Below are 20247 nucleotides of genomic sequence, written 5' to 3' on the forward strand. Positions count from 1 at the left end.
CTCATAGAAAAGTATCTCCGTGGGTCCAGGGACTGAAAATCATGGCGTCTGCCGACCGTCAAAGCCGGGGAACGCCTCTGCGGGCAGGACAGCAGTGGAAGTCTACGCTCAGGGCCCGCCGACAGCCAGCCTCACAAAGTACAAGTAATTGCCACGAAAAACCTTGCGAGGCTCAAACTATTATATTTTTGAATATTTCAATAGCCAGACCTTATAATGGATCCACCCTCTACTTGACCATCATAGATGATTTTATGTCATTTTATGTGACGCCAATCGTGATCGTCGTCCACGACGGGAGACCTCACTGGCGCCCTTCGTGACATTCCTAGGGGTCAGTTCCTGTACCGGGGTTGACAGGAGGCGCCAGGACCGCCCGGCACCCGACGCCGGAGGCCCCGAGGTACCCGGACGCAAGTCAGGGTCGCGCCGGGCCAGGGCGACCGTGCACCAGAGGCCCTCGGGTACCCGGGCGCAAGGCACCGGGCCCGGTGCTACCGAGCCGCCCCACCTGCGGCCCCACTGCCAGCAGGGGCTGCTCAGATCTCCTCCAGGCGCAGCACCCGCCCGGCACGTCGGAGCTGGATGGTGGCCTGGGACGGGGCGTGGGGCGGGGTGAGGCGGACGACCAGCTGGTCCCCGCCGTCGGCCTCCCGGAGGACGGCGCGCACCGCATCCACCAGCCCGGGCGGCAGGCCCGACGCCGTCGCCCGACTCGGCCCTGCCGTCCCAGCAGGCTCCTGCGCCCCGGGCCCGGCCTCACCACCCGCCCCGGGTACAGCTGGCCCCGCCTCTCCGGGTTCCTCCGCGCTGCCGGGTCGATGAGGCCCGCTACCTGCCCTGTCCACCAGGCCCACCCCGCTCGCGGCCCCGGCGTCCTGGGCCCCGGCCCCGGCAGCCCTGGGCCCGGCCTCACTACCCGCCCCGGGCCCAGGATCTAAGGGATGCCCCGGCAGATCGCCATTCGTGACGGGCGCGGGCCCCTCCCCTCCCCGGGGTACGGAGCCGAGGGCCGTATCCTGCCGCCCGGCGAGGCGCGGCCCCTCCCCCCGGGCGCCGGAGGGGGTGGTGTCGAGCTGGCCGGTGGCGGCGGTGAGCGGCCCCTCCTCTCCCCGGCGGCCTCCGTCCGCAGGGGCCACCGCCACCGGCACCCCTGAGTCGTCGAGCTGCACCACCACGACCCCCGCCCGACGCGCCTGACGCACCAGGGTGGTCAGCTCGGCGTCGGCCGCCAGCCGCGGGGCCCGGATGAGGTCACGCAGGTCGGCCTCGACCCACCCGGCCTGCTCCACGAGCTCAGGGATCGCGCCCCGCAGCGCCAGCTGGCCGATCACCTTCAGGGAGCGGCCCCTGACCTCCCTGAGGAAGTCCTCCTGGACCCGTACCGCCTCCTCCTGGGCCGCCTGCCGGACACAGGCCGCCTGCGCCCTGGCCTGCTCACGGGACAGACGGCGCCTCATCCACCTCAGCGCGACGCCCGCCAGCCACACGTTGAGGGCCTGGACCAGCGGGTAGGGCAGGAACCTGAGCACCACCAGGTGGTCCACACCGACCGCGTGCGCCCCCACCCACAGGCCCGCGCCCGAGGCCGCCAGCGTCAGGAACGCCAGGACGTCGCGCCTGTGCATGAGCGGGGCCACGCAGGCCAGCGCGGTAAAGGGCACCGCCCACCCCGCCGAGGAGATGGCCAGGGCCCCCGGGGGCAGCCCCGACCCCACGATCACGGCCGCGAGCGCCGCCGCGCACGGTGCGAGCACGTGGACCCAACCTCCCCAGGGACCCGCGGGCCCGCGTATCAGGAGCACGACCGCCGCGCTCTGGACCACCAGCGCCACCAGGACCAGCCCCACGGCGTGGGTGCTGGGCTGCATGAGCCCGTGCAGCCACATGGTGGCCACCAGGAGGAGGCCGACGCCCCGCCCCCTGGGGCTGTGCAGGTAGCGGTGCGCCTGCGTCAGGAGCCCCGGTCTGGGAGGCGGCGTCGCCCCGCCCCCGCTCGGCTCCCAGGTCAGAATGACGCGGGTGCCCTGGCCGGGCTCGGACTCGACCCTGGCCCCGCCGCCCTCGAGAGACTCCATGCGGGCCAGGACCGAGCCGCGCAGCCCCATGCGCTCGGGGCTGAGCCGGGACAGGCTGAACCCGGGGCCGTCGTCGACGACCTCAATGACCACGCCCGCAACCTGGCCCCTGAGGGTCACGCTCAGGGTGACTCCCCCACCGGGCGGCCCGCCTATCTCGGTGACCTCACTGGACCCCCTGCCCCCGGTGACTCCCCCACCGGGCGGCCCGCCTCCCGGGGCGCCCACCTCCCTGCCGCCACCGGGTACGCCCCCCGGCCCGGCAGCCGACACCGCGTGGCGGCGCACATTGCGCACGGCCTCCTGGGCCGCCAGCAGCAGGGCCTCCCAGGCCGGGGCGGGCAGCGCCATACGGGGGTCGAGGAGCTCGGCGCGGACCACCGTCCGGCAGCGCCCGCCCACCTGGTCCTGGACGACCTGGCGCAGCGCGGCCTCCAGGTCAGCCAGGTCGTGCCGCCCGGGGTCGGCGCCCGGCGCGTCCTGGGCGGTGGGAAGCATGACCTCCAGGGCCTGACGGGCCTGGTGGCGTACCTCCTCGTCGGAGGCGCCCCGGACCCGGCTGGCGGTGACCAGGGCGGCAATGACCCGGTCGTGGACCATGCTGGCCACCACCCGGCCAGCCCGGACACGTGAGGCCGAGGCGGCTCCGGCCTCCAGGGTGGCCTGGGTGGCCCGGACCGCGGCGTCCAGGCGCTCCCCCTGCTCCAGGAACCGGGACAGGAAGGGGAAGTAGACCAGGCACAGGAGCGTGCCGAAGGTGGTGTCCAGGACGACGACCCTCAGGGGCTCCCCGCCCGCGTACCAGCGCACCAGGAGCATGAGCGTCGTCAGGGGCGCGAACGTCCAGTACGCCCGGGGCAGGGGCAGGCAGATGCACAGCATCCCCACCAGCCCGGCCAGGTACGCGGTGCTGGCCAGGTGACCGCCCTCCATCTGCGGGGTCAGCGCCAGGTGCGGGTTGAGGTGGTGGTAGGCCACGATGACGCCGTTGACCACCAGCGTGAGCACGTACATGCCCCAGGTCGCGGCCGTCTGGTAGCGGCGGCGTCGTACGGCGTCCCACCGAGAGCGCACCCCCCACAGCGTGAGCGCCACGGGCAGGAGCGGCGAGGCCAGGAAGGCGATCAGGAGCGTCGCGAGCCAGGGCGGGGCCTGGGCCACCTGGGCCCGGTTGGAGCGCGCGTCGAGCACCTCGGCCAGCAGTCCCAGGCCGCAGACGGCCAGCACGAGGGTGGTGCGCACGCCCTGCTCCCAGGATGGTGTCCTGCCGGGCGTCCACTGCTCGGCCACCACGACGCGCCGGGCCCTCAGGGCGCCGGCCAACTCCCCGCCGTCACCTCGGTCCTGGTCCGTCCGGGACCCCCGACGCCCCCGGCAGACCCCTCCCAGGAGCGTCAGGAGCGCCCTCACCACGGGACCTCCACCAGCTCCTCGTGGCCCCGCCTGCGGATGACGGCCGCGCAGGCGCCGTGCGGCGGGCTCAGGCGTATGAGGACGTCGTCGCCGCTCTGGGCGGCATCCAGGACCCGCACGGCGGCGGGCACGAGCCCCGCGGGGACGGGCGGGCAGGTCCGCGGCCCGACGGCGCCGGGATCCGGCCCGACGACGCCGGGAGCCATCCCGCCAGCCCCGGACACCGTCCCGCCAGCGCCGGGATCCGGCCCACCGGCCCCGGACACCGTCCCGCTGGCCCCGGGTGCGGCCGCCGGGGTGGGGGCGGCGCGCCCGGCGTCGTCGATCTGGGTCACCCGCACCCCGCGCTCGCGGGCCCGGCGCACGGCCTCCACCAGGTCCGGCAGGGCGGTCAGGCGCGGCACCCGCACCAGGTCGCGCAGCTCGGCCTCTACCCGGGACACCTGCGCACCCAGGGAGTCCTCCAGGGGTACCAGGGCGTCGCGCAGGCGCCGGAGCACCGGGTGGGATATGTCACGCACCCGTCCCAGCAGGCGCCGCTCCTCCTCCAGGCGGGCCACGGTGGCCTCCTGCTCCAGTCCTGCCAGCCGGGCCAGGTGGCGCGCCTCGCCCTCAGCGGCCTCCACCCGGCGCACCAGGGCGATGACCCCGGAGAGCACCGTGGTGTCGTAGAGCTGGTAGGCCAGGGACACGAGCAGGGGCACGGCGGGCAGCTGCCGGACAAGCCCCACGCCCAGGGTCGTGGCGGCCGTGCCGGCCAGGGCCAGCCACGCCCAGCGGGAGCGGTCCCGCAGGATGAGGAGGTTGATCACGACCACCGCGTAGCTGTACGGCCAGCCGTCCTGCCCCATCACGGGGGCCGGGACCCAGGACGCCAGGAAGAAGGCCGGTGCCAGCGCCACGCAGGCCGCCGCCGCCCGTATCCGCCAGCGCCCCGGGCCGCCTGCCGGGGGACCGGTCACGCACAGGCTGGCCACGGTGAGAGCAGCGGCAGAGCAGCACCCGGCCAGCAGGCCCCATCCCCCCGACCGCGCCCCCCAGTAGGCCGCGTGCGCCCAGGCGCCGAGGGACACGGCCGCCGTGAGGAGGCGGGTCGCCCAGCCGCCCCAGGACACGGCGAGCCCGTCGTGGGGCGGGCACCGACGGGGCTCCGGCGCGGCGGGCAGGTACCCAGGGCGGGGCGGGGCCCACCCCAGGAAGACCCGTGTGCCCCTGCCGGGGGCGGTGTCCACCTGGACCCATCCCCCGGGCAGGGCGTCCATGCGCTCACGCACCGACAGCCGCAGCCCCAGGTGCACCTGCGGGGCGTCGGCGGGGTCAAAGCCGACGCCGTCGTCACGCACCACCACGCGGACGCCGTCACGGACCTGGCGCACGGTGAGCAGCGCGCGGACCCGGCGTCCGGCGTCCCGGCCCCGGGCGTGGCACTCCACATTGCGCAGGGCCTCCAGGACCGCCTCACGCAGGGCGGCCAGGACCTGCGGGGGCAGGGGCCGGGCCCCTGGACCCGCTCCGGCCTCCCCCGCTCCGGCCTCCCCCGCTCCAACATCCCCCGCTCCAGCCGACCGCCGGGTGGGACCGGCGTCGACCTGCCAGGTGCAGGCGGGGGTGGTGTGGGCCCGGCACCAGGCGGCCAGGAGACCCGTGAGCTGGTCCAGGTCCCGTGGCGGGCCGGTGTCGGGCGAGGGGTCCAGGGCGTCCAGGGCGTGGTGCGCCTGCTGGTGGACCTGGTCGGCGTCCAGGCCGCGGGAGGGCAGGACCGCCAGGAGGGCGGCCAGGACGTGGTCGTGGGTGAGGCGCCGGGCCCTCTCCTGGCCCTCCAGGCGGCTGGCGGCCACCAGGGTGCGGGCCTGGCTGGCGTAGCGCGAGGCGTCCTCCTGGTCCACGCACTGGGCGCGCGCCAGGAGGCAGGTGACCGGGTAGGAGCAGGTCCCGGCCAGGACGACGTCGTAGCTGGTGGCCAGCAGCACCTCGGTCAGGCCCTCCCCTCCCACCACGGAGCGCACGACCACCTGGAGGACGCTCATGGCGCCGATCCCGGCGGCCAGGCGCCATGGGTGGCGCCACACGACCACCGCCAGGTAGGAGGCGGGCAGGAGAGGCAGAACCGGCAGGACCGGTGCGGAGCCCAGCGCGGCGCGGGTGCGGGGGTCTACCGCGAAGGTGGCGACGAGGCTGAGGCTGCCAGCCAGGTAGGTCAGGACGTAGAGCCAGGAGGTGGTGCGCGCCCACCCGGCGAGGGTCTCGATACCGCTGGTCAGGCCACCTGGACGGTACCTGGTGGTACCGACCCCCACCAGCAGGACGACCAGGGGCACCAGGGGCGAGAGGAGGACCGGTACCACGGCCGCCAGGGTGGCCCAGGTCTGGGTGCCGAGCACCTGCGGGTAGCGGACCAGGGAGAGGACCGGGCAGACCACCCCCACGGCGCTGATCGCCGCCGTCAGCACCACGGTGGCGGCTGCCGTGAGCTCTCCCGTGAGACGAGCCGTCATGGCTGCTGCTGCTCTATGGGCAGGATGGTGGGGATCAGCCCGGCGTCCTGGGCCCGGCGCAGGAGGTCCACCCTGCTGGCGGCGGGAAGGCCCACGTCCATGAACCGCTGGCGGATGGCGTTAATGCGCTTGTTGACGGTGTTCACGCTGCGGCCCACGCGGCGGGCGACGTAGTCCGCCTGGGCCCCGGAGGCGTACAGCGCCAGGATCTGCCGCTCCAGCTCGGACAGGGACCCCAGGACGAAGGCCGTGTCGGAGTCCAGGATGCTGGCCCACTCCAGGGAGGGGGTCAGCTCCCCGTGGGCCGCGGCACGGATCGTGTCAATCAGGACCTGGGGGTCCTCGGACTTGCGGACAATGCCCAGGACCCCGGCCTCGCAGGCCCGGCGCATGAGGTAGACGTCGTCCCCGGAGGTGTAGACGACGACGGCGCAGTTCAGGGCCTGGAGCGCGGTGACGTTGGCGGCCGGGTCGGAGCGGTCGTCCAGGAGCAGGTCCAGGAGCACCACGTCGGGCGCGCCCTCGTGCCCCAGGTCCACCACCATGGCCTGCAGGTTCGGGTAGGTGCCCAGGAAGCGCAGGTCCGTGACGGGGGCCAGCATGGTGGCTACCCCGACACCCAGGACCGCGTGGTCGTCAATGAGGGCGATGCGGGAACGGCGGGTCGAGACGGTATCTAACATAACGAACCTTACAGGAGCCGGGAGTAACACAGAGAATAACGGACTCAGCCTACTCACAGGTACCTGCTGCCCGGTAGGCCCGTAGTCCGCCGTGCCACGTCTGAGGACGCGACCCGCACTCGCCCATCTACTAGTAGATTATGTAATTGAACGAATAATTCCTCGACCATGTGCGCCCCGCGCCCCTGCGCGGCAGGCACAGACCGCCCCCGTAAGCAGGACAGGAGGCGCACCCGCCAGCGCCTGCCCAGCCGCTCCCGCAAGCGGGCAGGAACGGGGACCGGCACCCCGTAGCGGGCCGGGAGCGCGGCGTCGCCCCCATGAGCAGGCAGGAACTGGCTCGCCGCAGATAGGCGGACCCGTCGGTCGGCCGCCTACAATGGCCCTGGGCGCAGCACCCCGTGCCCTGTCCCCTGTCCCCGCTTAAGGAGGATCGCGTGTCCCAGCTCCAGCAGCTCAAGCAGCAGATCAACGGCCTGGGGCAGGCCGCCCGGCGCACCGGCCAGGAGCTGGCCCAGTTCGACTCCGCCTTCGCCCAGCAGAGCGCCCAGGTGCAGGCCACGATCGGGGGGTCCGCGCAGAGCAAGGACCGGGTCATGACCGCCTCGATCCAGGAGGCCAAGACCAAGGTCCACGCGGCGGTCGAGGCCCTGGCGCGCCTGAGCCAGACGGCGAACCAGTACGCCGCAAGCCTGTGACGCGGGCATGGCGGACTCCCAGGCCCTGTCCCGGCAGGCTGCTGAGGCCGGAACCGCGGCCCGGGGCCTTCGGCAGACGGCCAGCTGGATCTCTGAGATGGCCAGGCTGGCCACGACCCTGAGCGAGGGCGTCGACAGCGTCCTGGCGGGGAGCTCGACGGGTATCGACCGCGACCTCCACCACCACCTGACAATGTTCGCCACCCACGCCCGCACGGCGCAGCTGCAGGCACAGGACTCGGCCGCCCAGGCGACGGCGCTCAGCGGGAGGCTGAGCGTCATGGCCCAGGAGGCGGCCGCCCGGGAGCGGGCCGAGGCCCGCAGAAGGAGGTAGCCGGTGCCGTCCCGGATCCAGCAGGTGGCCAGGAGCGTCCAGAGCCTGGGCCAGCAGGCGGGCCGGGTGCAGCGCACCGCGGCGGAAGGCGCCCAGAGGCTCCGCTCGGCGTCGGCCCGGCTGCCCCGGGGCACGGGCTGCCCGGAGGAGGGGCGTGCGGCAGCCAGTGCCCACGCCGCCATTACGAGCCTGGGGCGGGCCATGGAGGAGCTGGCCGCCTTCGCGCCCTACGCCCAGCAGTTCGCCCAGTCCCTGGTAGGGGCCACCGGTTCCGGCGGGGGTGCCGGCTCCGGAGGCATCGGCTCCGGCGGGGCCACAACCACCGGCGGCACTGGACTCAGTGGCGGCATCAGCCCCGGCGAGGCCACAGCCGCCGGAGGTACCGGACTCAGTGGGAGCACTGGACTCAGCGGGGCCACCAGCTCCGGCGGAGCCACAACCACCGGAGGCACCGGACTCAGTGGGGGTGCCGGCGCTCCCGTGGGGCCGCCGGGAGACGGGAGCCCGCCCCGGAGCACGGCGGCCTCGGTCCTGGCCGAACGTGGCCTGACAATGGTCGCCGTTGACAGCATGGTCGTTGACGACCCGGTCGACGTCGGCAACCACGGCCGCGGCCCGGATGACTACTCCTGGCTGGTCAGCACCTGGCACAGCCGCATACTCCCGGGCCTCGACGCCGGAATGACCCGGGACGACTTCGCCCGCCTCGACCACGAGGGATCTGCCCCGGAGGACCGCAGGCTCGCCGCCGCGTACGACGTGTTCCTGGGCGACAGGAGCATGGCCGGCGAGGAGCTGCCCGACGGTGGCGTGGGCATAAGCGGCGGACGCCACAGGGCCGAGGCCGCGCGGAGCCTGGGTATCACCCACCTGCCGGTGAGGCTCCGCCGCCCGGGGAGGCGTTAGGACTGCGGCCCCGTGGGTGGGGCTAGGGGAACATTTTATGCACAGGGTAACGTTTTGCGCAGAAGGTAACGAATCTAGGTAACTTTCTGCGCAATCGGTTACCTTCTGCGCAAAATGTTCCGCTGCGTGCGCTCCCTCCTGCCGGTCCCTCAGAAGAAGAGGGTGGTGGTGCGGTTCATAAAGGCGCCGTGGCCGGTGGCCGTGTTCCAGCAGGTCAGGCCGTTCTCGGCGGAGGCGCACACGAGGGTCCGGTAGTAGACGACCTGCCCGTACCCGACCACCATGGGCGCCAGATAGTTCCGGGGGTTCTCCTGGCCCAGCAGGTAGACTGACGCGCCCCCGCGCATAGCCATATGGGGGACCCCGGAGGAGCTGAGCCCGGCGACCCACCACAGGGGATGGCCGATCTCGTCAACACCAAAGGGCCTGTCCTGAAGGTAACTGTATATGCCGCACCCCCCGTCGCCGTACTCACTGAAGTTGAGGTCGCAGCCAATATTGCCGGAGGGGGTGACGAGAATGGCCGTCTCCAGGCTCTGGCCCGGGTAGGCAATAGTCGTGACGGGCACGGCACCGGCGGGCCTGGGGCCGCCGGCACCGGGGAAGGCGCCGGGCACGGGGGCGGGGGCCTGGTCGGTGTCGCTGGGGTCGGTGGCCTCGGGCAGCTCCCCCTCCAGACGCACGCTCCCGGTGGCCTCGTCCCAGGTCAGGGTGACCGGGGACGTGCCCGAGGCGGTGGCCGGCGTCTCCCCGGGCCGGGCCCAGGTGTAGGTCACGGCCAGGGCGTCGTCCGCGGTGCGCCGGATCTGGGGGGCGTAGGCGTAGGGGTGGGCGGTGGCCGTGCCCAGGTACTGGCCGCGGTGGAAGAGCATAATGTGGCGCGGGGAGGACAGGGCCGGGCTGTGGATGCTCAGGGTGATCCACGACAGGGCGGCGCAGGGGTCCCAGGTGCTGACCTCGGCGCCCTCCAGGTCCCAGGTGCGCGGGTCGTCGCCCGTCAGGCCGTCCCACGCCGAGGGCACGCTGGGCCCCCACTCCTTGAGGACCTGCTCACCGCTCATGGTGGAGCACCCGGGCGTGGCACTGGCGGCCGCCTCGGTCTCCCCCGACGTCGCTGACGCCGAGGGAGCCGATGAGGCCGCCTCCGACCCACTGCCGGAGACGGGAAGCCGACACCCGGACACCACCAGTACAACGGCCACGAGTAGCGCGCCCAGCCGGCACCTCGCACCCGGAAGCAGCCGAATACCCTGAGCTCGTGCGAGCATGAGCCTCACCCCGTAACCTGGACCTTAATGACACGTGGTCGCGGCAGGAGCACCATAGCCTGCCGAGGAACCCGTGCTATATCTTTCTTGAGGCGGACCCTAGCATATTGACGCCGCCCGGTACACGGGGAACCGGGGGCAATAACCCGCCCCCTTTCCCGCAATACCCGCCTGACACCAGAACGTGCTGAGCGTATAATGCCGGCCCGCTCACCCGTGCCCGTTCACCCGCACCGGGCCCACGGTCGCAGGCGCCCTGGGTGCGGGACGAGCGTCCGTCCCGCGCCCAGGGCGCCTCACCGGCGGGCGTCAGGCCGTGAGCACGACGCCCGGGTGTCCTTACACGCTCCCGCCCATAAAGACGCGGCGGCTGGGGGTGGAGCCCACCCCCGTCTCGGTGCGCTCCACCCGTCCGGCGGGGACGGCCCGGGTGTGCCCCCACTGCCGGATCGCGGCCACCTCCTCGGGGTTGGACCGGGAGAAGGGGACGACGGCGCGGAAGTGCTGGGTGATCGTCAGGTCGTCGGGCAGGACGCGGGTCTGCCGGGTGTACATGATCTCCGCGACCTCGTTGACCACGGCGTCAATGTCCGAGCCCGCGAAGCCGTCGGTGAGCATGACCAGGTCTCGCAGCAGGTCCAGCGTCAGCTCGCACTGGGTGTAACGGCGGAAGCACAGGCGCAGGATCTCCTCACGCTCCTCCTCGGTGGGCAGGTCCACGAAGAAGACGGCGTCGAACCGTCCCTTGCGCAGCAGCTCCGGCGGGAGGGTGGAGACGTCGTTGGACGTCGCCACGAGGAAGACCTTGGAGGTGGACTCCTGCATCCAGAACAGGAACTGGCCAATGAGCCGACGGGTCACCGAGTTGTCCCCCGACCCTGAGGCGAGCCCCTTCTCGATCTCGTCAATCCACAGGACGCAGGGAGCGGCCCGGTCCGCCGTGGCCAGGGCCTCGCGCAGGCGCGACTCGGACTCCCCCACGTACATGCCCATAATCGCGGCCATGTCCAGACGGTAGAGCGGCAGCTCCCACTCCTGGGCGATCGCCTTGGCGGACAGCGACTTCCCGCAGCCGGGGACGCCGCAGAGCAGCACACCCTTGGGGGGACGCACGCCCCAGCCGGTCAGGTCCCCGGTCATGAGACGCTGCTTGCCGGTCAGCCACTCCTTGAGGTTCTCCAGGCCGCCGACCTTGTAGTCCTCCTGAAGACGCACCCTCTCCAGACCGGCCAGGGCCCCGAAGATACGGTCCTTGAACTGGCTCAGCTCGGCCAGGTCCTCGTTACGCACCTCCTCCTTGGCCAGGAGGGTGGAGATGACGTTAATGGCCTCCCCCTCCGTCACCCCGCTGAGGATCTCGGCGGCACGGTGGATCTCCAGGTCCTGCCACTCGATCGGGATGCTCAGGCGGTAGGGCTCGATCGTGGAGCTGACCACCTCGTAGAGCTCCTCGACGGTGGGCACGTCCAGCGTCGTGGTCATTCCCAGGCGGCTCAGCCCCGACCAGACCGGGCGGTCGCCAATGAGGATGATTGCGCACGAGTTGCGTTCGGCCAGGTGGATCAGCTGGGAGAAGTGCCGGGACGTCGGTGAGTCGTTCTCCAGGTCCTCCAGGTCGGAGAAGACGAAGTTGACATTCGCCCGGGACCTGAAGGTCTGCTGGGCCTGGTCCAGGGCGGCCACCAGGGAGTAGTCGTCCGTCACGGCCGAGTCCGAGAGGACCTCCCGCAGCCCCTCCGTGCGCGTGTAGGAGAAGAAGGGCATCTGCCTGAAGTCATTGGCCATCTCGTTAATAATGGCCAGCGCCCGCGTGGGCTCCACCGTCCTCATGACAATGACAGGAACACGCGCCTTGAGGAACCTGCGGACCTCTTCGGCGGTCTGTCGTCCGTCCATATCTGAAACTCCTTAGTGGGATCGCCGCTTGAACAGGCTGGACCAGCGGGAGGCACCGGCAGAGGGGGCCGACTGCGGTGGCTCCTGGCTGACCGGCGGGGCGCTGGCGGCGTCGGCCATCCTGATAATCGCCGAGCCGTCGACGTAGCCGTCGTCAAAGACGCGCATGAGCGAGTTCTCCCTCACCGCGCGCGTGAGCTGGTCATTTCCGGAGGCGATGTTCTCGACCTGCTTCTGAAGGTTGGTGACCTCGTCGCGCATGAGCGTCATGAGCTCGGATCTGGTCTTCGGGGGCAGCCCCGGGTGCTGGCACAGCCGGAGCCGGGGAAGGAGCCGACGCCGGGCCCCCACGAGGGCGAGCTGGGCGGCGTGGAGGTCACTGTTGCCCACGGCTGCCTGCAGGTCACGCTGGAAGCTGTCAACCCAGCTCGACATCATGGTGCGGACCGCGGTCATGAGGTGGTCATTGAACCGCCTGGAGGTTGCGGCGCTGAAGGACTCGGCACTCAGGGCAGGGAGCGCGTCCAGGCTGGTGGAGGGGTCCCGGGACCAGGCCTTGAGGGTCGTCACCCAGATCTTGTACGCGCTGGCGCCGGTAGCGGGTCCGTTCACGACGCACGCCCCCGCGGACGGGTAAGGATCTCGTGGGGCGGCAGCGGGGACCACGAGGGCAGGTTCCCGGCGACCTTGGTCCCGGACGACAGGACCGGCCCTCCCGTCCTGTCGCGCGTGCGGGCCAGCAGGTCCTTACGGTCCAGGACCGTGTCCGGCTTGGCGGGCTTGGGGGGCAGGAAGCGCGGCACGCGCCGCGGGCGACGCACCAGGGGCGTCGTCGACGCCGCGGGCGACGCGGGGGCACCGGGGACGGCTGGCGCTGCGGGCGCACCCGGGGCCGCGGGCGCACCCGGGGAAGGAGCCGGAGGTACCGGGACCGATGAGGCGGCGGGCACTGTCGGCGTCGGGGGCGTGCCAGGCGCAGGCACCGGAGGCACGGGCACGGAGGCCGCTGGCACCACGGGCACCGCCCCGGTGGGTGCCGACGGGGCAGAGACGGGCGGGGCCGACGGGGCAGAGACGGCGGGAGCCGAGGCCGCGGAGACCGGGAACGCACCAGAGGCAGGCACCGGCGGCGCGGGCACCGGCCCAGCGGGCGCAGGCGCGGAGGCCGCTGGCACCACGGGCACCGCCCCGGTGGGTGCCGACGGGGCAGAGACGGGCGGGGCCGACGGGGCAGAGACGGCGGGAGCCGAGGCCGCGGAGACCGGGAACGCACCAGAGGCAGGCACCGGCGGCGCGGGCACCGGCCCAGCGGGCGCAGGCGCAGGCGTCGGAGGCGCAGGCACCGGCGGCACGGGCACCGGCGCAGCAGGAGCAGCGGGCACCGAGGCCGCCGGCGGCGCGGGCACCGGCCCAGCCGGCACAGGAGGCGGCGGCACGGGCGGCATACCCGTGGGCAGCACAACAGTAGGGGCCGAGGAGCCCGAGGCCGCAGGCACCGAGGAGGCACCAGGGGCGGACGCCACCGGAGCCTGAACCCCGGAAGGCGCAGGCACCGGAGGCGCGGGCACCGGCGCAGCAGGAGCAGCGGGAGCAGCAGGCACCGAGGCCGCCGGGGGCGCTGGCACCGGCCCAGCTGGCATAGGGGGCGGCGGCACGGGTGGCATACCCGTGGGCAGCACGACAGTAGGGGCCGAGGCGGCCGAGGACGCAGGCACCGGGGAGGCACCAGGGGCGGACGCCACCGGAGCCTGGGCCCCGGAAGACGCGGGCGTCGGGGGCGCAGGCACCGGCGGCGTCGGCACGCCCGCAGCAGGCACCGGCGGCGTCGGCACCGGCGCAGCGGGTGCAGCGGGTGCAGCGGGCACGGAGGCCGCCGTGACCAGGGGCGCGGCAGGCGAGGAGGCCGAGGCCGCGGTGCCCGACGACGGCAGCGAGGTCGGCACGGCGTCCACCAGGTCCCCGGTGGCGGAGTCCGCCGAGGACGTGGACCCCGGGGCCACCGGCACCGCCGTGGCCGGGATAGGGGGCGCCGAGGGGACGGGCACCGAGCCCGCGGAGTCCGCCGAGGGCGCGGAGGGGACAGGCGTGGAGGCCGCCGCGGGGGAGACCGCGGAGGAGGTGGGTACGTCGGCAGGGGTGGTGCCCTGAGGCGTGTCGGTCATGGTCAGTTCTCCTTCTTGCTGTTGTCCCCGTCGGGCCACACGTCAATCACACGCAGGAGCTCGTCCTCGTCCGCGTCCCGCTCCTCGTAGAGCATCTCCAGGTCCTCGAACTCCGCGCGCGCGTCCTGGAGCATGGTGAAGGACTTCATGTAGGCCGCCTCCTTGACCGCGACAGCCTTATTGACCCGGTCGCGCGCCTGCTTCTGCATCTGCATAATCACGAAGGCCGCCACGCCCCCGGCCACGAGCATGACGAGGACCCCGGCGACCCGGTTCACGAGAAGGAACAGGAGGGAGACGCCGAGGGCGACGGCAATGGGCAGGACCATCTGCGAGTTCTTGAACGACACCTGGTGGATGTAGTCGGCGAAGGTCTGCTCCCACACCTGGCGCAGCTGCGTGGCCATGACGTTCTCATCGACCTCCGTCGAGGTGGAGAAACCGGGGAACCCCATGTTCTGCGCGGTGGCGTGGTGGTCCGGGGCGAGGTTGAGCGGCACGTTGGACACGTGCTCCATGCGGTACTTCTTGGTGTAGGCCCTGACCGCCGTACGGAAGTCCTCCTTGCCCGCGCCGATGGCCACCTGCTGGGTGCGTACCGACACCCCCAGGGAGTCGGGGGCGATCGCCGCGTTGGTCTGGAGCGTCACCGCGTCCACCCGCTCGTCGAGCACGGAGATCTCCTGGTCCGCCTTGACCCGGGCCCGGTCCAGGTCGCCGCCGGTGTCGATAATGGCGTCCTGGTAGGCGACCTCACGGGTCAGGGGCAGCTCCTCGTCGTCGTACTCCGTGACCAGCTGGATGAGCAGGTCGTCCAGGAGGCTGGAGATGACCCCGCCGGAGGTGAACTCGGAGTCCTTAATGGCCTCGTACTTCCTCGCGCAGGCACTGAGCGCGGTCACCGCCTCGGCCTGGGCCTTGACCCGGGCAAAGCTCGGCGGCGGGGTCAGGCGGCGCAGCATCTTCGCCTCGGCGGGGTCCAGGACGCCCTGGCACAGGCCGATCTCCTGCTGCCACCTGCGCACCTGCTCGGCCACGACCTTGTCGTCCGTGCGCAGGTGGGTGGTCCAGTCACTCAGCTGGGCGCGCACCAGGGCCGTGCCGTGGGGGCCGAACTGCCCCTGGGAGGCGGCCTCCAGGATGACCGCGAACTCACGGGTCAGCGCCTGCGGGTCGCAGGCGGCCAGGTAGTGGCGCAGCCACCGCGCCGACTCGGCCTCCCGGCCCTGGCGGCGCAGGACCAGGGCGAAGAAGAGCGCGGTCTTGGCCTGGCTGCGGGCGTAGGCCTCCGTCACGGAGCGCTTGCAGACCTCCTCGTCGTCCCGCGACCAGGCGGCCAGCGCCACCAGGGCCGGGGCGAGCCAGTAGCGGGGCGTCTGGATCATGAGCTCCTCGCTGACCTGGCTGGCCGTGGACTCCGAGACGTTGCCCACGTCAAAGGCCTGGAGCAGCCCGACGCTGGAGCGGCGCACCACCTTGTAGTGGCCGAACTCGCGCTCCAGGTCGGCCTTGAGGGTGCCGACCTTGGTCTCGGCCCGCTGGACGTTGGCGGTGCGCTCGGCCTGCTCCACGTACTCCTCGAACCTGCGCCGCAGGTCGGCCAGCTCCTCCTGGGTGCTGCTCAGCTTGCCGTCAATGACCTGGATATTGTCACTGACCCTTTCAAGGTCGTTGCCAATGAGCGAGACATTGTCGCCGACATGTTCAATAGCGTTGACAATGGGACTTAGGTCAATATATCCGTCCGCCATGAGGTGTCCTTTCAGTGGGTGGGGCAGGGAGGGTGTGGAGTATCAGGAGACGGAGCCGTCAGCGAGGACGGGGATGATATCGCCGTCGGAGTAGACCTCGACGTACTCGTAGACCGGCGACTGGGCCAGGGTACGAGCGGCGTCAAAGGGCGGGGGGACAATGTCCGTGGGACGGTAGTGCTCCAGGATGTGGCCGACCACGGTCAGGCGGTGGTCGACGTAGGGCGGCCCCAGGTGGCACCGGGCGAACAGGCCCAGGAGCACCCCGCCCATCCGCTCGGTGTAGGCGTTATCGATCCACTCGGTGAGCTCGGCGCGGTAGGCGGCGTCCTGCGTCAGGTCCAGGTTCCGCACGGCCTGTAGGAGCTCGCCCGGGCGGGGCTCACGGCGACGACGCCGCTCCAGGGCGGAGGGCGGGCGCTGGAGCGTCTGGGCGGGGACGGTGTCGGGGGCCAGGCTGACCGGCTGGAGGCTGACCGGCTGGGGACCGACCTGGATCAGACGACGTTTCTGGGGGCTCACGGTGACTCTCTCGTAGCAGGTGGTGTCACGCGAACGCGATTATCCCGCACACCACGGCAATGACCAGGACGACGGCAAGGACAAGTTTTAGGGTCAGGGAGGCCGGTGCCGGGGCGGGCTCGGCGCGCGGTGCGGGCGGGACCGGCTCAGGCGGGGCCGGCGCCGGTGAGAGCGGCGCGGGCGGGGCCGTGGGAGGGGCGGGCGGTGCCGGAGCCGCAGGGACCTGGGCGGTATCGACCCCGCGCCAGAGCTCCTGGGCCGCGTTCAGGTCCGCCCGCAGGCCGCGCACGGCACGCCCGCACCCGGCCAGGTCCCTGGGCGGGTCAGCCGGGACACCAGGCGCCTCGGCGGCCTCGGCCACCGGCAGGCCGTGGGAGCGCGCCAGGGTCTGGGCCGAGCGGGACAGGTGGGTGGTCTCCGTGAGGATCCGGTCCCACTCCTGCTCGTGCTCCCGGCGGTCCATGGCAGCGTGGCGCAGGTCGTCACGCCCGTAGTCACCGGCCTGATCCCGTGCCCGGGCGGCACGCTCGGCCGCGCTGCCCAGCACCTCCAGCGCGTCGAGGTAGTCCTGGTAGCCGCTCATGCCACGTCCTCCTGCCCGCCGGGGCGCTGGGTACCGACCGGGGAGGGCTGCCCGGCACCCTGGTCCGGTCCCCCGGCGTCCTGGCCGGCACCCGGGCCCGGTCCTCGGGCGCCCTGTCCGACGAGCTCCGCCACCACCGAGGCGTCCGGTGCCGCCAGGGGCACCAGGACCTGCATCTCGGCGTCACTGGCGTGGTCCAGCAGCCCGACCCGCGGCCCGCGGCCCAGGGGCCTGGTGTGCGGGCCGGTGAGCTCGCGCAGGTCGGCCAGGCCCAGACGCAGCAGGACCGTGGCGCGGACCCCGGGACGCTGGTACTGGCCCAGGTCACGTCCCATGGCGCGCAGGGTCGTCCACCACCCGAGGGCGAACACCTGCTGGAGGCCGCCGTCGGTGAACACCCGCTGGAGCACCGAGGCCGGTGTCACCGGCTCCGGCGCCAGCCCGAGGGCGCCCGCCCCCGTGCCCTCCCAGCCGCCGGCGCCCAGGTCGATCCCGGCCGCCAGGGCGTCCCAGTCCGGCTCCGTGGTGTCCGCCGGCCCCAGGGGGTCCACCGCGGGCGACGGCGCCGCCAGGTCCCCGCTCCCCGGTGCCGTAGTCCCCGGCCCCAGTGCTGCGGTCCCCGGCCCCGGCGCGGCGCCTGAGGCCCCCACCGCCGAGTCCGCCAGCGAGGCCCCCGCCGCCGAGTCCGCGGGCGCCACGGTTCCCACCGCGGTCCCCACCGAGTCCGCCGGCGCGGTGGCGGGCGCCTGGTAGGGGCGGCTCATACCGACCACCCGCTGGAGGCCCACGCCCACCACGAGCATCGGGTGGGGCACGCCGTCGGCCAGGAGCGGGGCGACCTCCTCCACCAGCACCCGGGCGACATCGGTGCGCCCCACCACGCGCACGCCGCGTCCGGCCTGCCGCCAGGCGTCCACGGCGGCCTCCAGGCGCCCGGGGAGCTGGTCGAGCCCGGTCAGGACCAGCAGGGATGCCTCCTGCGGCGTGGTGGCCAGCGCCGTCAGGACCGCCGAGCCCATGACGGCCCCGGCCAGCTCCTCCCCCGAGCCGACCAGCACCACACCCTGGTCGACGTCGGTGTCCAGCTCCAGGACGCTCGGGGCGTCACTGACCGCCACGGGGCGCCCCAGCCACAGCCTGGGCGCGCTCGGCGTGCCGGTCCCCCGGAGGCGCTCCAGGTGCGCCGTCGGCCAGCGCGCCTCCTCGGCGCCCAGGAACACCAGGGGAGGCGCGGCGTGCCCGCGGGACCACAGGCCCTGCTGGAGGACGGCCATGACCTCGCTCTGGGCCCAGGCGGCGGTGCCCCGCACGTTGGATCCCGCCGGGTCGTGGCCGAAGTTGCGGTTGAGGACCACCTCACCGCGGTAGGTCAGCTCGGCGGCGGCGCGGTTGTGCTGGGACAGGATGGCCTCGGACTCCTGGGCCGTGTTCTTCAGGGACATACGCAGGGGGAACTGGGCGAAGATGGAGTCGCCCTTGGCGCGCAGGCCCGATATCCCCGAGACCGTCTGGGAGGCCAGGAGCAGGTGGATGCCGTAGGCGCGCCCCTGCTTGGCAATGGTCTCGGTGATCGCCACCGCCTGGTCGACCAGGTCGTCGTCGCCCTCGAACATGACGTGGAACTCGTCGATGATGACCAGCATGCGGGGCATGACCTCACCGGTGGTCCGGCGGTAGGCGACGATGGAGCTGGCCCCGGCGTCCTTGAACAGCTCTGAGCGCCGCTCAAGCTCCTGGCGCACGTAGTCCAGGACCGCGACGCCGAACTCCTGGTCGGACTCCAGAGAGAGCACCGAGACGTGGGGCAGCCAGTTCTGCCCGTCCTCGTCCGGGGCGAAGCGCGCGAACTCCAGGCCGCGCTTGTAGTCCAGCAGGAGCATGGTGAGCTCCTCGGGCGGGTACCTCACCGCGAGGGAGTAGACAATGTCCAGCAGGAGGTTGGACTTCCCCTGCCCCACGGCGCCGCCAATGAGGAGGTTGGGGTGCGGTGGGTTCTCGGTGCGCAGGGAGAGCACCAGCGGCTCGCGCCCGACCCGCCCGACCACCGCCTCCAGGCTGTCGCGCGAGGAGCCCGTCCAGGGACGCTCCATGTCGTCGCCAATGAGCTCCACCAGGGGGATCCTGGGTCCGGTGACGCTGCGGCTGCGCTGCACGGCCTGGCGGATGACGTGCTCGACGGCGTCCAGGGCGGGGGCGCCGTCGTGGGCGACGCGGACGCTACCCGGCAGGCCGGGGACCTGCCAGCAGCCGTCCTGGGCGCACAGGGCCAGCCAGGGGCCCGGCGGCACCTGCGGGGGGCCGTAGGCGGGGTCGGACTGGACCACCAGGTGCAGGCCCGATGCCGGGCTCATGGCGGCCACCTGCTTCAGGACCCGGCTCAGCTGGTCGTCCACGCAGTAGGGGTGGTCCAGGAGCACCACGACGGTCAGGACGCCACTGGCCTCGCCCTCCCGGCGCCACAGGTCCAGCAGGTCCCTGGCACCGGCCACGGCAATGCGCTCGGCGTTCTGCGTGGTGGCCTCCAGGGCCTGTCGCAGGGCGGCGACCAGGGCCCCGGGATCGGCCACGGGGGGCGGGAAGGACGTCCCGGAGGCGGCCCGCAGCGGGCTGAGGGGCCCGACGACGCCGGTGACGCGGGGGTCGAAGACGAGGACACGCAGGTGCTTGAGGGGGACCTGCCCGATGACGCGGGTCAGGGCGGAGAGCACCAGCTCCTGGGCCTGGCGGGTGGAGCCGGAGAGGTGCCAGTGGCTGCGGCACAGGAACGGGGCCAGGGCCGCCACCGACTCCGCGGTCGCCTCACCCACGGCCCCGTCTCGGGCCGGGCCGGGCGAGCGGGCCGGACCAGCCGGGCTGGGCGAGACGGCCGGGCCAGCCGTGCCAGACGTGCCGGCCGGGGAGCCCTGGCCGGGGAGCCGGGCCGTACCCACCCGCAGGAACCGGGCCGGGTCGGCCTGCGTGCTGGCGTCGGCCTGCGTGCTGGCGTCCAGGGGGCTGCCCGCCACACCGGGGGCCAGCTCGGTGACCAGGGAGCGCAGGGCGGTGCTCGCGGCCTGCCACTCGGCCTGCGCCGCCTGGTCGGCCTGGGCGCGGCGCGCTCGCCGCTCGCCCTCAATACGCTGCTGGAGGGCGGTGGCCTGGGCGTCCAGGCCCTCCAGGTCCCGGGCGCGCAGGTCGGCGGCGGCGTCGTGCACGACCTGGGCACGGCGCAGGACGTCCTGGGTGCGCGCCTGGGCGTCCTGGCGCATCTGGGCCAGGCGGGTGGCGCTGAGCGCGGGCGCCGCCTGCGCCGGGGGCTGCACGGGGCCCGGAGGTGCCGTGCGCGGGGCACCGGGGGGCGGGGTGGGAGCCCCCTGGGGCAGGGGCGCGTGGGAGACCGGCGTCCCGGTGACAATGACACGGCGTTGGGAGGATCTCGGGCTCATAAAGGACCTTGGGGATGAGGGGTTGGCGGCCGA

General features: G+C 73.0%; 15 protein-coding genes. 4 read left to right on the top strand and 11 right to left on the bottom strand.

The window, feature by feature from the left end:
* Positions 1-539 precede the first annotated feature (539 nt).
* The 3 genes from C3V41_RS14190 to C3V41_RS07025 are packed head-to-tail and all read right to left on the bottom strand — an operon-like array spanning position 540 to position 6669.
* Positions 540-3488 (bottom strand): ATP-binding protein, encoded by a 2949-nt coding sequence (locus tag C3V41_RS14190; protein WP_165271596.1) that lies wholly within the window; start codon positions 3486-3488, stop codon positions 540-542.
* Positions 3485-5986 (bottom strand): ATP-binding protein, encoded by a 2502-nt coding sequence (locus C3V41_RS13105; RefSeq protein ID WP_165271597.1) that lies wholly within the window; start codon positions 5984-5986, stop codon positions 3485-3487. Before C3V41_RS13105 ends, C3V41_RS14190 begins: the two co-directional genes overlap by 4 nt.
* Complete coding sequence (locus C3V41_RS07025) at positions 5983-6669, bottom strand: response regulator transcription factor (RefSeq protein WP_106109674.1); 687 nt, start codon at positions 6667-6669, stop codon at positions 5983-5985. The genes C3V41_RS13105 and C3V41_RS07025 overlap by 4 nt, the downstream gene beginning before the upstream one ends.
* A gap of 437 nt (positions 6670-7106) precedes the next feature.
* Here C3V41_RS07025 and C3V41_RS07030 point away from each other — a divergent pair, with 437 nt between their 5' ends.
* From C3V41_RS07030 to C3V41_RS07040, 3 genes are read left to right on the top strand one after another with little or no spacing between them, the layout of a single operon-like run.
* Positions 7107-7367, top strand: coding sequence for a hypothetical protein (locus tag C3V41_RS07030; RefSeq protein ID WP_106109675.1), 261 nt, complete (start codon positions 7107-7109; stop codon positions 7365-7367).
* Between the two features lie 7 nt (positions 7368-7374).
* Positions 7375-7701 carry a hypothetical protein gene (locus C3V41_RS13110; protein ID WP_106109676.1) on the top strand — a complete coding sequence of 109 codons (327 nt, stop codon included), beginning with the start codon at positions 7375-7377 and terminating at the stop codon, positions 7699-7701.
* Positions 7702-7704: 3 nt separating this feature from the next.
* Complete coding sequence (locus C3V41_RS07040; protein ID WP_106109677.1) at positions 7705-8607, top strand: hypothetical protein; 903 nt, start codon at positions 7705-7707, stop codon at positions 8605-8607.
* 149 nt (positions 8608-8756) lie between these two features.
* Here the strand turns inward: C3V41_RS07040 and C3V41_RS07045 are convergent, their stop codons facing one another.
* From C3V41_RS07045 to C3V41_RS07060, 4 genes are all read right to left on the bottom strand, one after another.
* Positions 8757-9668: an LppP/LprE family lipoprotein gene (locus C3V41_RS07045; protein ID WP_165271598.1), complete on the bottom strand. Its 912-nt coding sequence runs from the start codon at positions 9666-9668 to the stop codon at positions 8757-8759.
* A 546-nt stretch (positions 9669-10214) separates the two neighbouring features.
* The gene (locus C3V41_RS07050; protein ID WP_106109679.1) at positions 10215-11771 is read right to left on the bottom strand and encodes an AAA family ATPase; all 1557 of its coding nucleotides are present in this window, start codon (positions 11769-11771) and stop codon (positions 10215-10217) included.
* Between the two features lie 12 nt (positions 11772-11783).
* Positions 11784-12383 carry a hypothetical protein gene (locus C3V41_RS07055; protein WP_106109680.1) on the bottom strand — a complete coding sequence of 200 codons (600 nt, stop codon included), beginning with the start codon at positions 12381-12383 and terminating at the stop codon, positions 11784-11786.
* The gene (locus C3V41_RS07060) at positions 12380-12574 is read right to left on the bottom strand and encodes a hypothetical protein (RefSeq protein ID WP_106109681.1); all 195 of its coding nucleotides are present in this window, start codon (positions 12572-12574) and stop codon (positions 12380-12382) included. The genes C3V41_RS07055 and C3V41_RS07060 overlap by 4 nt, the downstream gene beginning before the upstream one ends.
* An 865-nt stretch (positions 12575-13439) precedes the next feature.
* On the opposite strand from C3V41_RS07060, the gene C3V41_RS12835 reads away from it, so the two are divergent.
* On the top strand, positions 13440-13919 hold the full coding sequence (locus C3V41_RS12835; protein WP_129591512.1) for a hypothetical protein: 480 nt from the start codon (positions 13440-13442) through the stop codon (positions 13917-13919).
* Between the two features lie 16 nt (positions 13920-13935).
* Here the strand turns inward: C3V41_RS12835 and C3V41_RS07075 are convergent, their stop codons facing one another.
* From C3V41_RS07075 to C3V41_RS14195, 4 genes are read right to left on the bottom strand one after another with little or no spacing between them, the layout of a single operon-like run.
* The gene (locus C3V41_RS07075) at positions 13936-15684 is read right to left on the bottom strand and encodes a hypothetical protein (RefSeq protein ID WP_106109684.1); all 1749 of its coding nucleotides are present in this window, start codon (positions 15682-15684) and stop codon (positions 13936-13938) included.
* Positions 15685-15726: 42 nt separating this feature from the next.
* Positions 15727-16206: a hypothetical protein gene (locus tag C3V41_RS07080; protein ID WP_217350918.1), complete on the bottom strand. Its 480-nt coding sequence runs from the start codon at positions 16204-16206 to the stop codon at positions 15727-15729.
* A 25-nt stretch (positions 16207-16231) separates the two neighbouring features.
* Positions 16232-16789 carry a hypothetical protein gene (locus C3V41_RS13410; RefSeq protein WP_217350919.1) on the bottom strand — a complete coding sequence of 186 codons (558 nt, stop codon included), beginning with the start codon at positions 16787-16789 and terminating at the stop codon, positions 16232-16234.
* On the bottom strand, positions 16786-20214 hold the full coding sequence (locus tag C3V41_RS14195; RefSeq protein ID WP_106109685.1) for an FtsK/SpoIIIE domain-containing protein: 3429 nt from the start codon (positions 20212-20214) through the stop codon (positions 16786-16788). The genes C3V41_RS13410 and C3V41_RS14195 overlap by 4 nt, the downstream gene beginning before the upstream one ends.
* Between the last annotated feature and the right edge of the window lie 33 nt (positions 20215-20247).

Source organism: Actinomyces sp. oral taxon 897, assembly GCF_002999235.1.
Lineage (GTDB): Bacteria > Actinomycetota > Actinomycetes > Actinomycetales > Actinomycetaceae > Actinomyces.

Bases quoted from the DNA above. Each gene is read 5' to 3' on its own strand.
- C3V41_RS07075 (WP_106109684.1), bottom strand. From the start codon at position 15,684: ATGGCGGACGGATATATTGACCTAAGTCCCATTGTCAACGCTATTGAA.
- C3V41_RS13410 (WP_217350919.1), bottom strand. From the start codon at position 16,789: ATGAGCGGCTACCAGGACTACCTCGACGCGCTGGAGGTGCTGGGCAGC.
- C3V41_RS13105 (WP_165271597.1), bottom strand. From the start codon at position 5,986: ATGACGGCTCGTCTCACGGGAGAGCTCACGGCAGCCGCCACCGTGGTG.
- C3V41_RS13110 (WP_106109676.1), top strand. From the start codon at position 7,375: ATGGCGGACTCCCAGGCCCTGTCCCGGCAGGCTGCTGAGGCCGGAACC.
- C3V41_RS07045 (WP_165271598.1), bottom strand. From the start codon at position 9,668: ATGAGCGGTGAGCAGGTCCTCAAGGAGTGGGGGCCCAGCGTGCCCTCG.
- C3V41_RS07050 (WP_106109679.1), bottom strand. From the start codon at position 11,771: ATGGACGGACGACAGACCGCCGAAGAGGTCCGCAGGTTCCTCAAGGCG.
- C3V41_RS07025 (WP_106109674.1), bottom strand. From the start codon at position 6,669: ATGTTAGATACCGTCTCGACCCGCCGTTCCCGCATCGCCCTCATTGAC.
- C3V41_RS14195 (WP_106109685.1), bottom strand. From the start codon at position 20,214: ATGAGCCCGAGATCCTCCCAACGCCGTGTCATTGTCACCGGGACGCCG.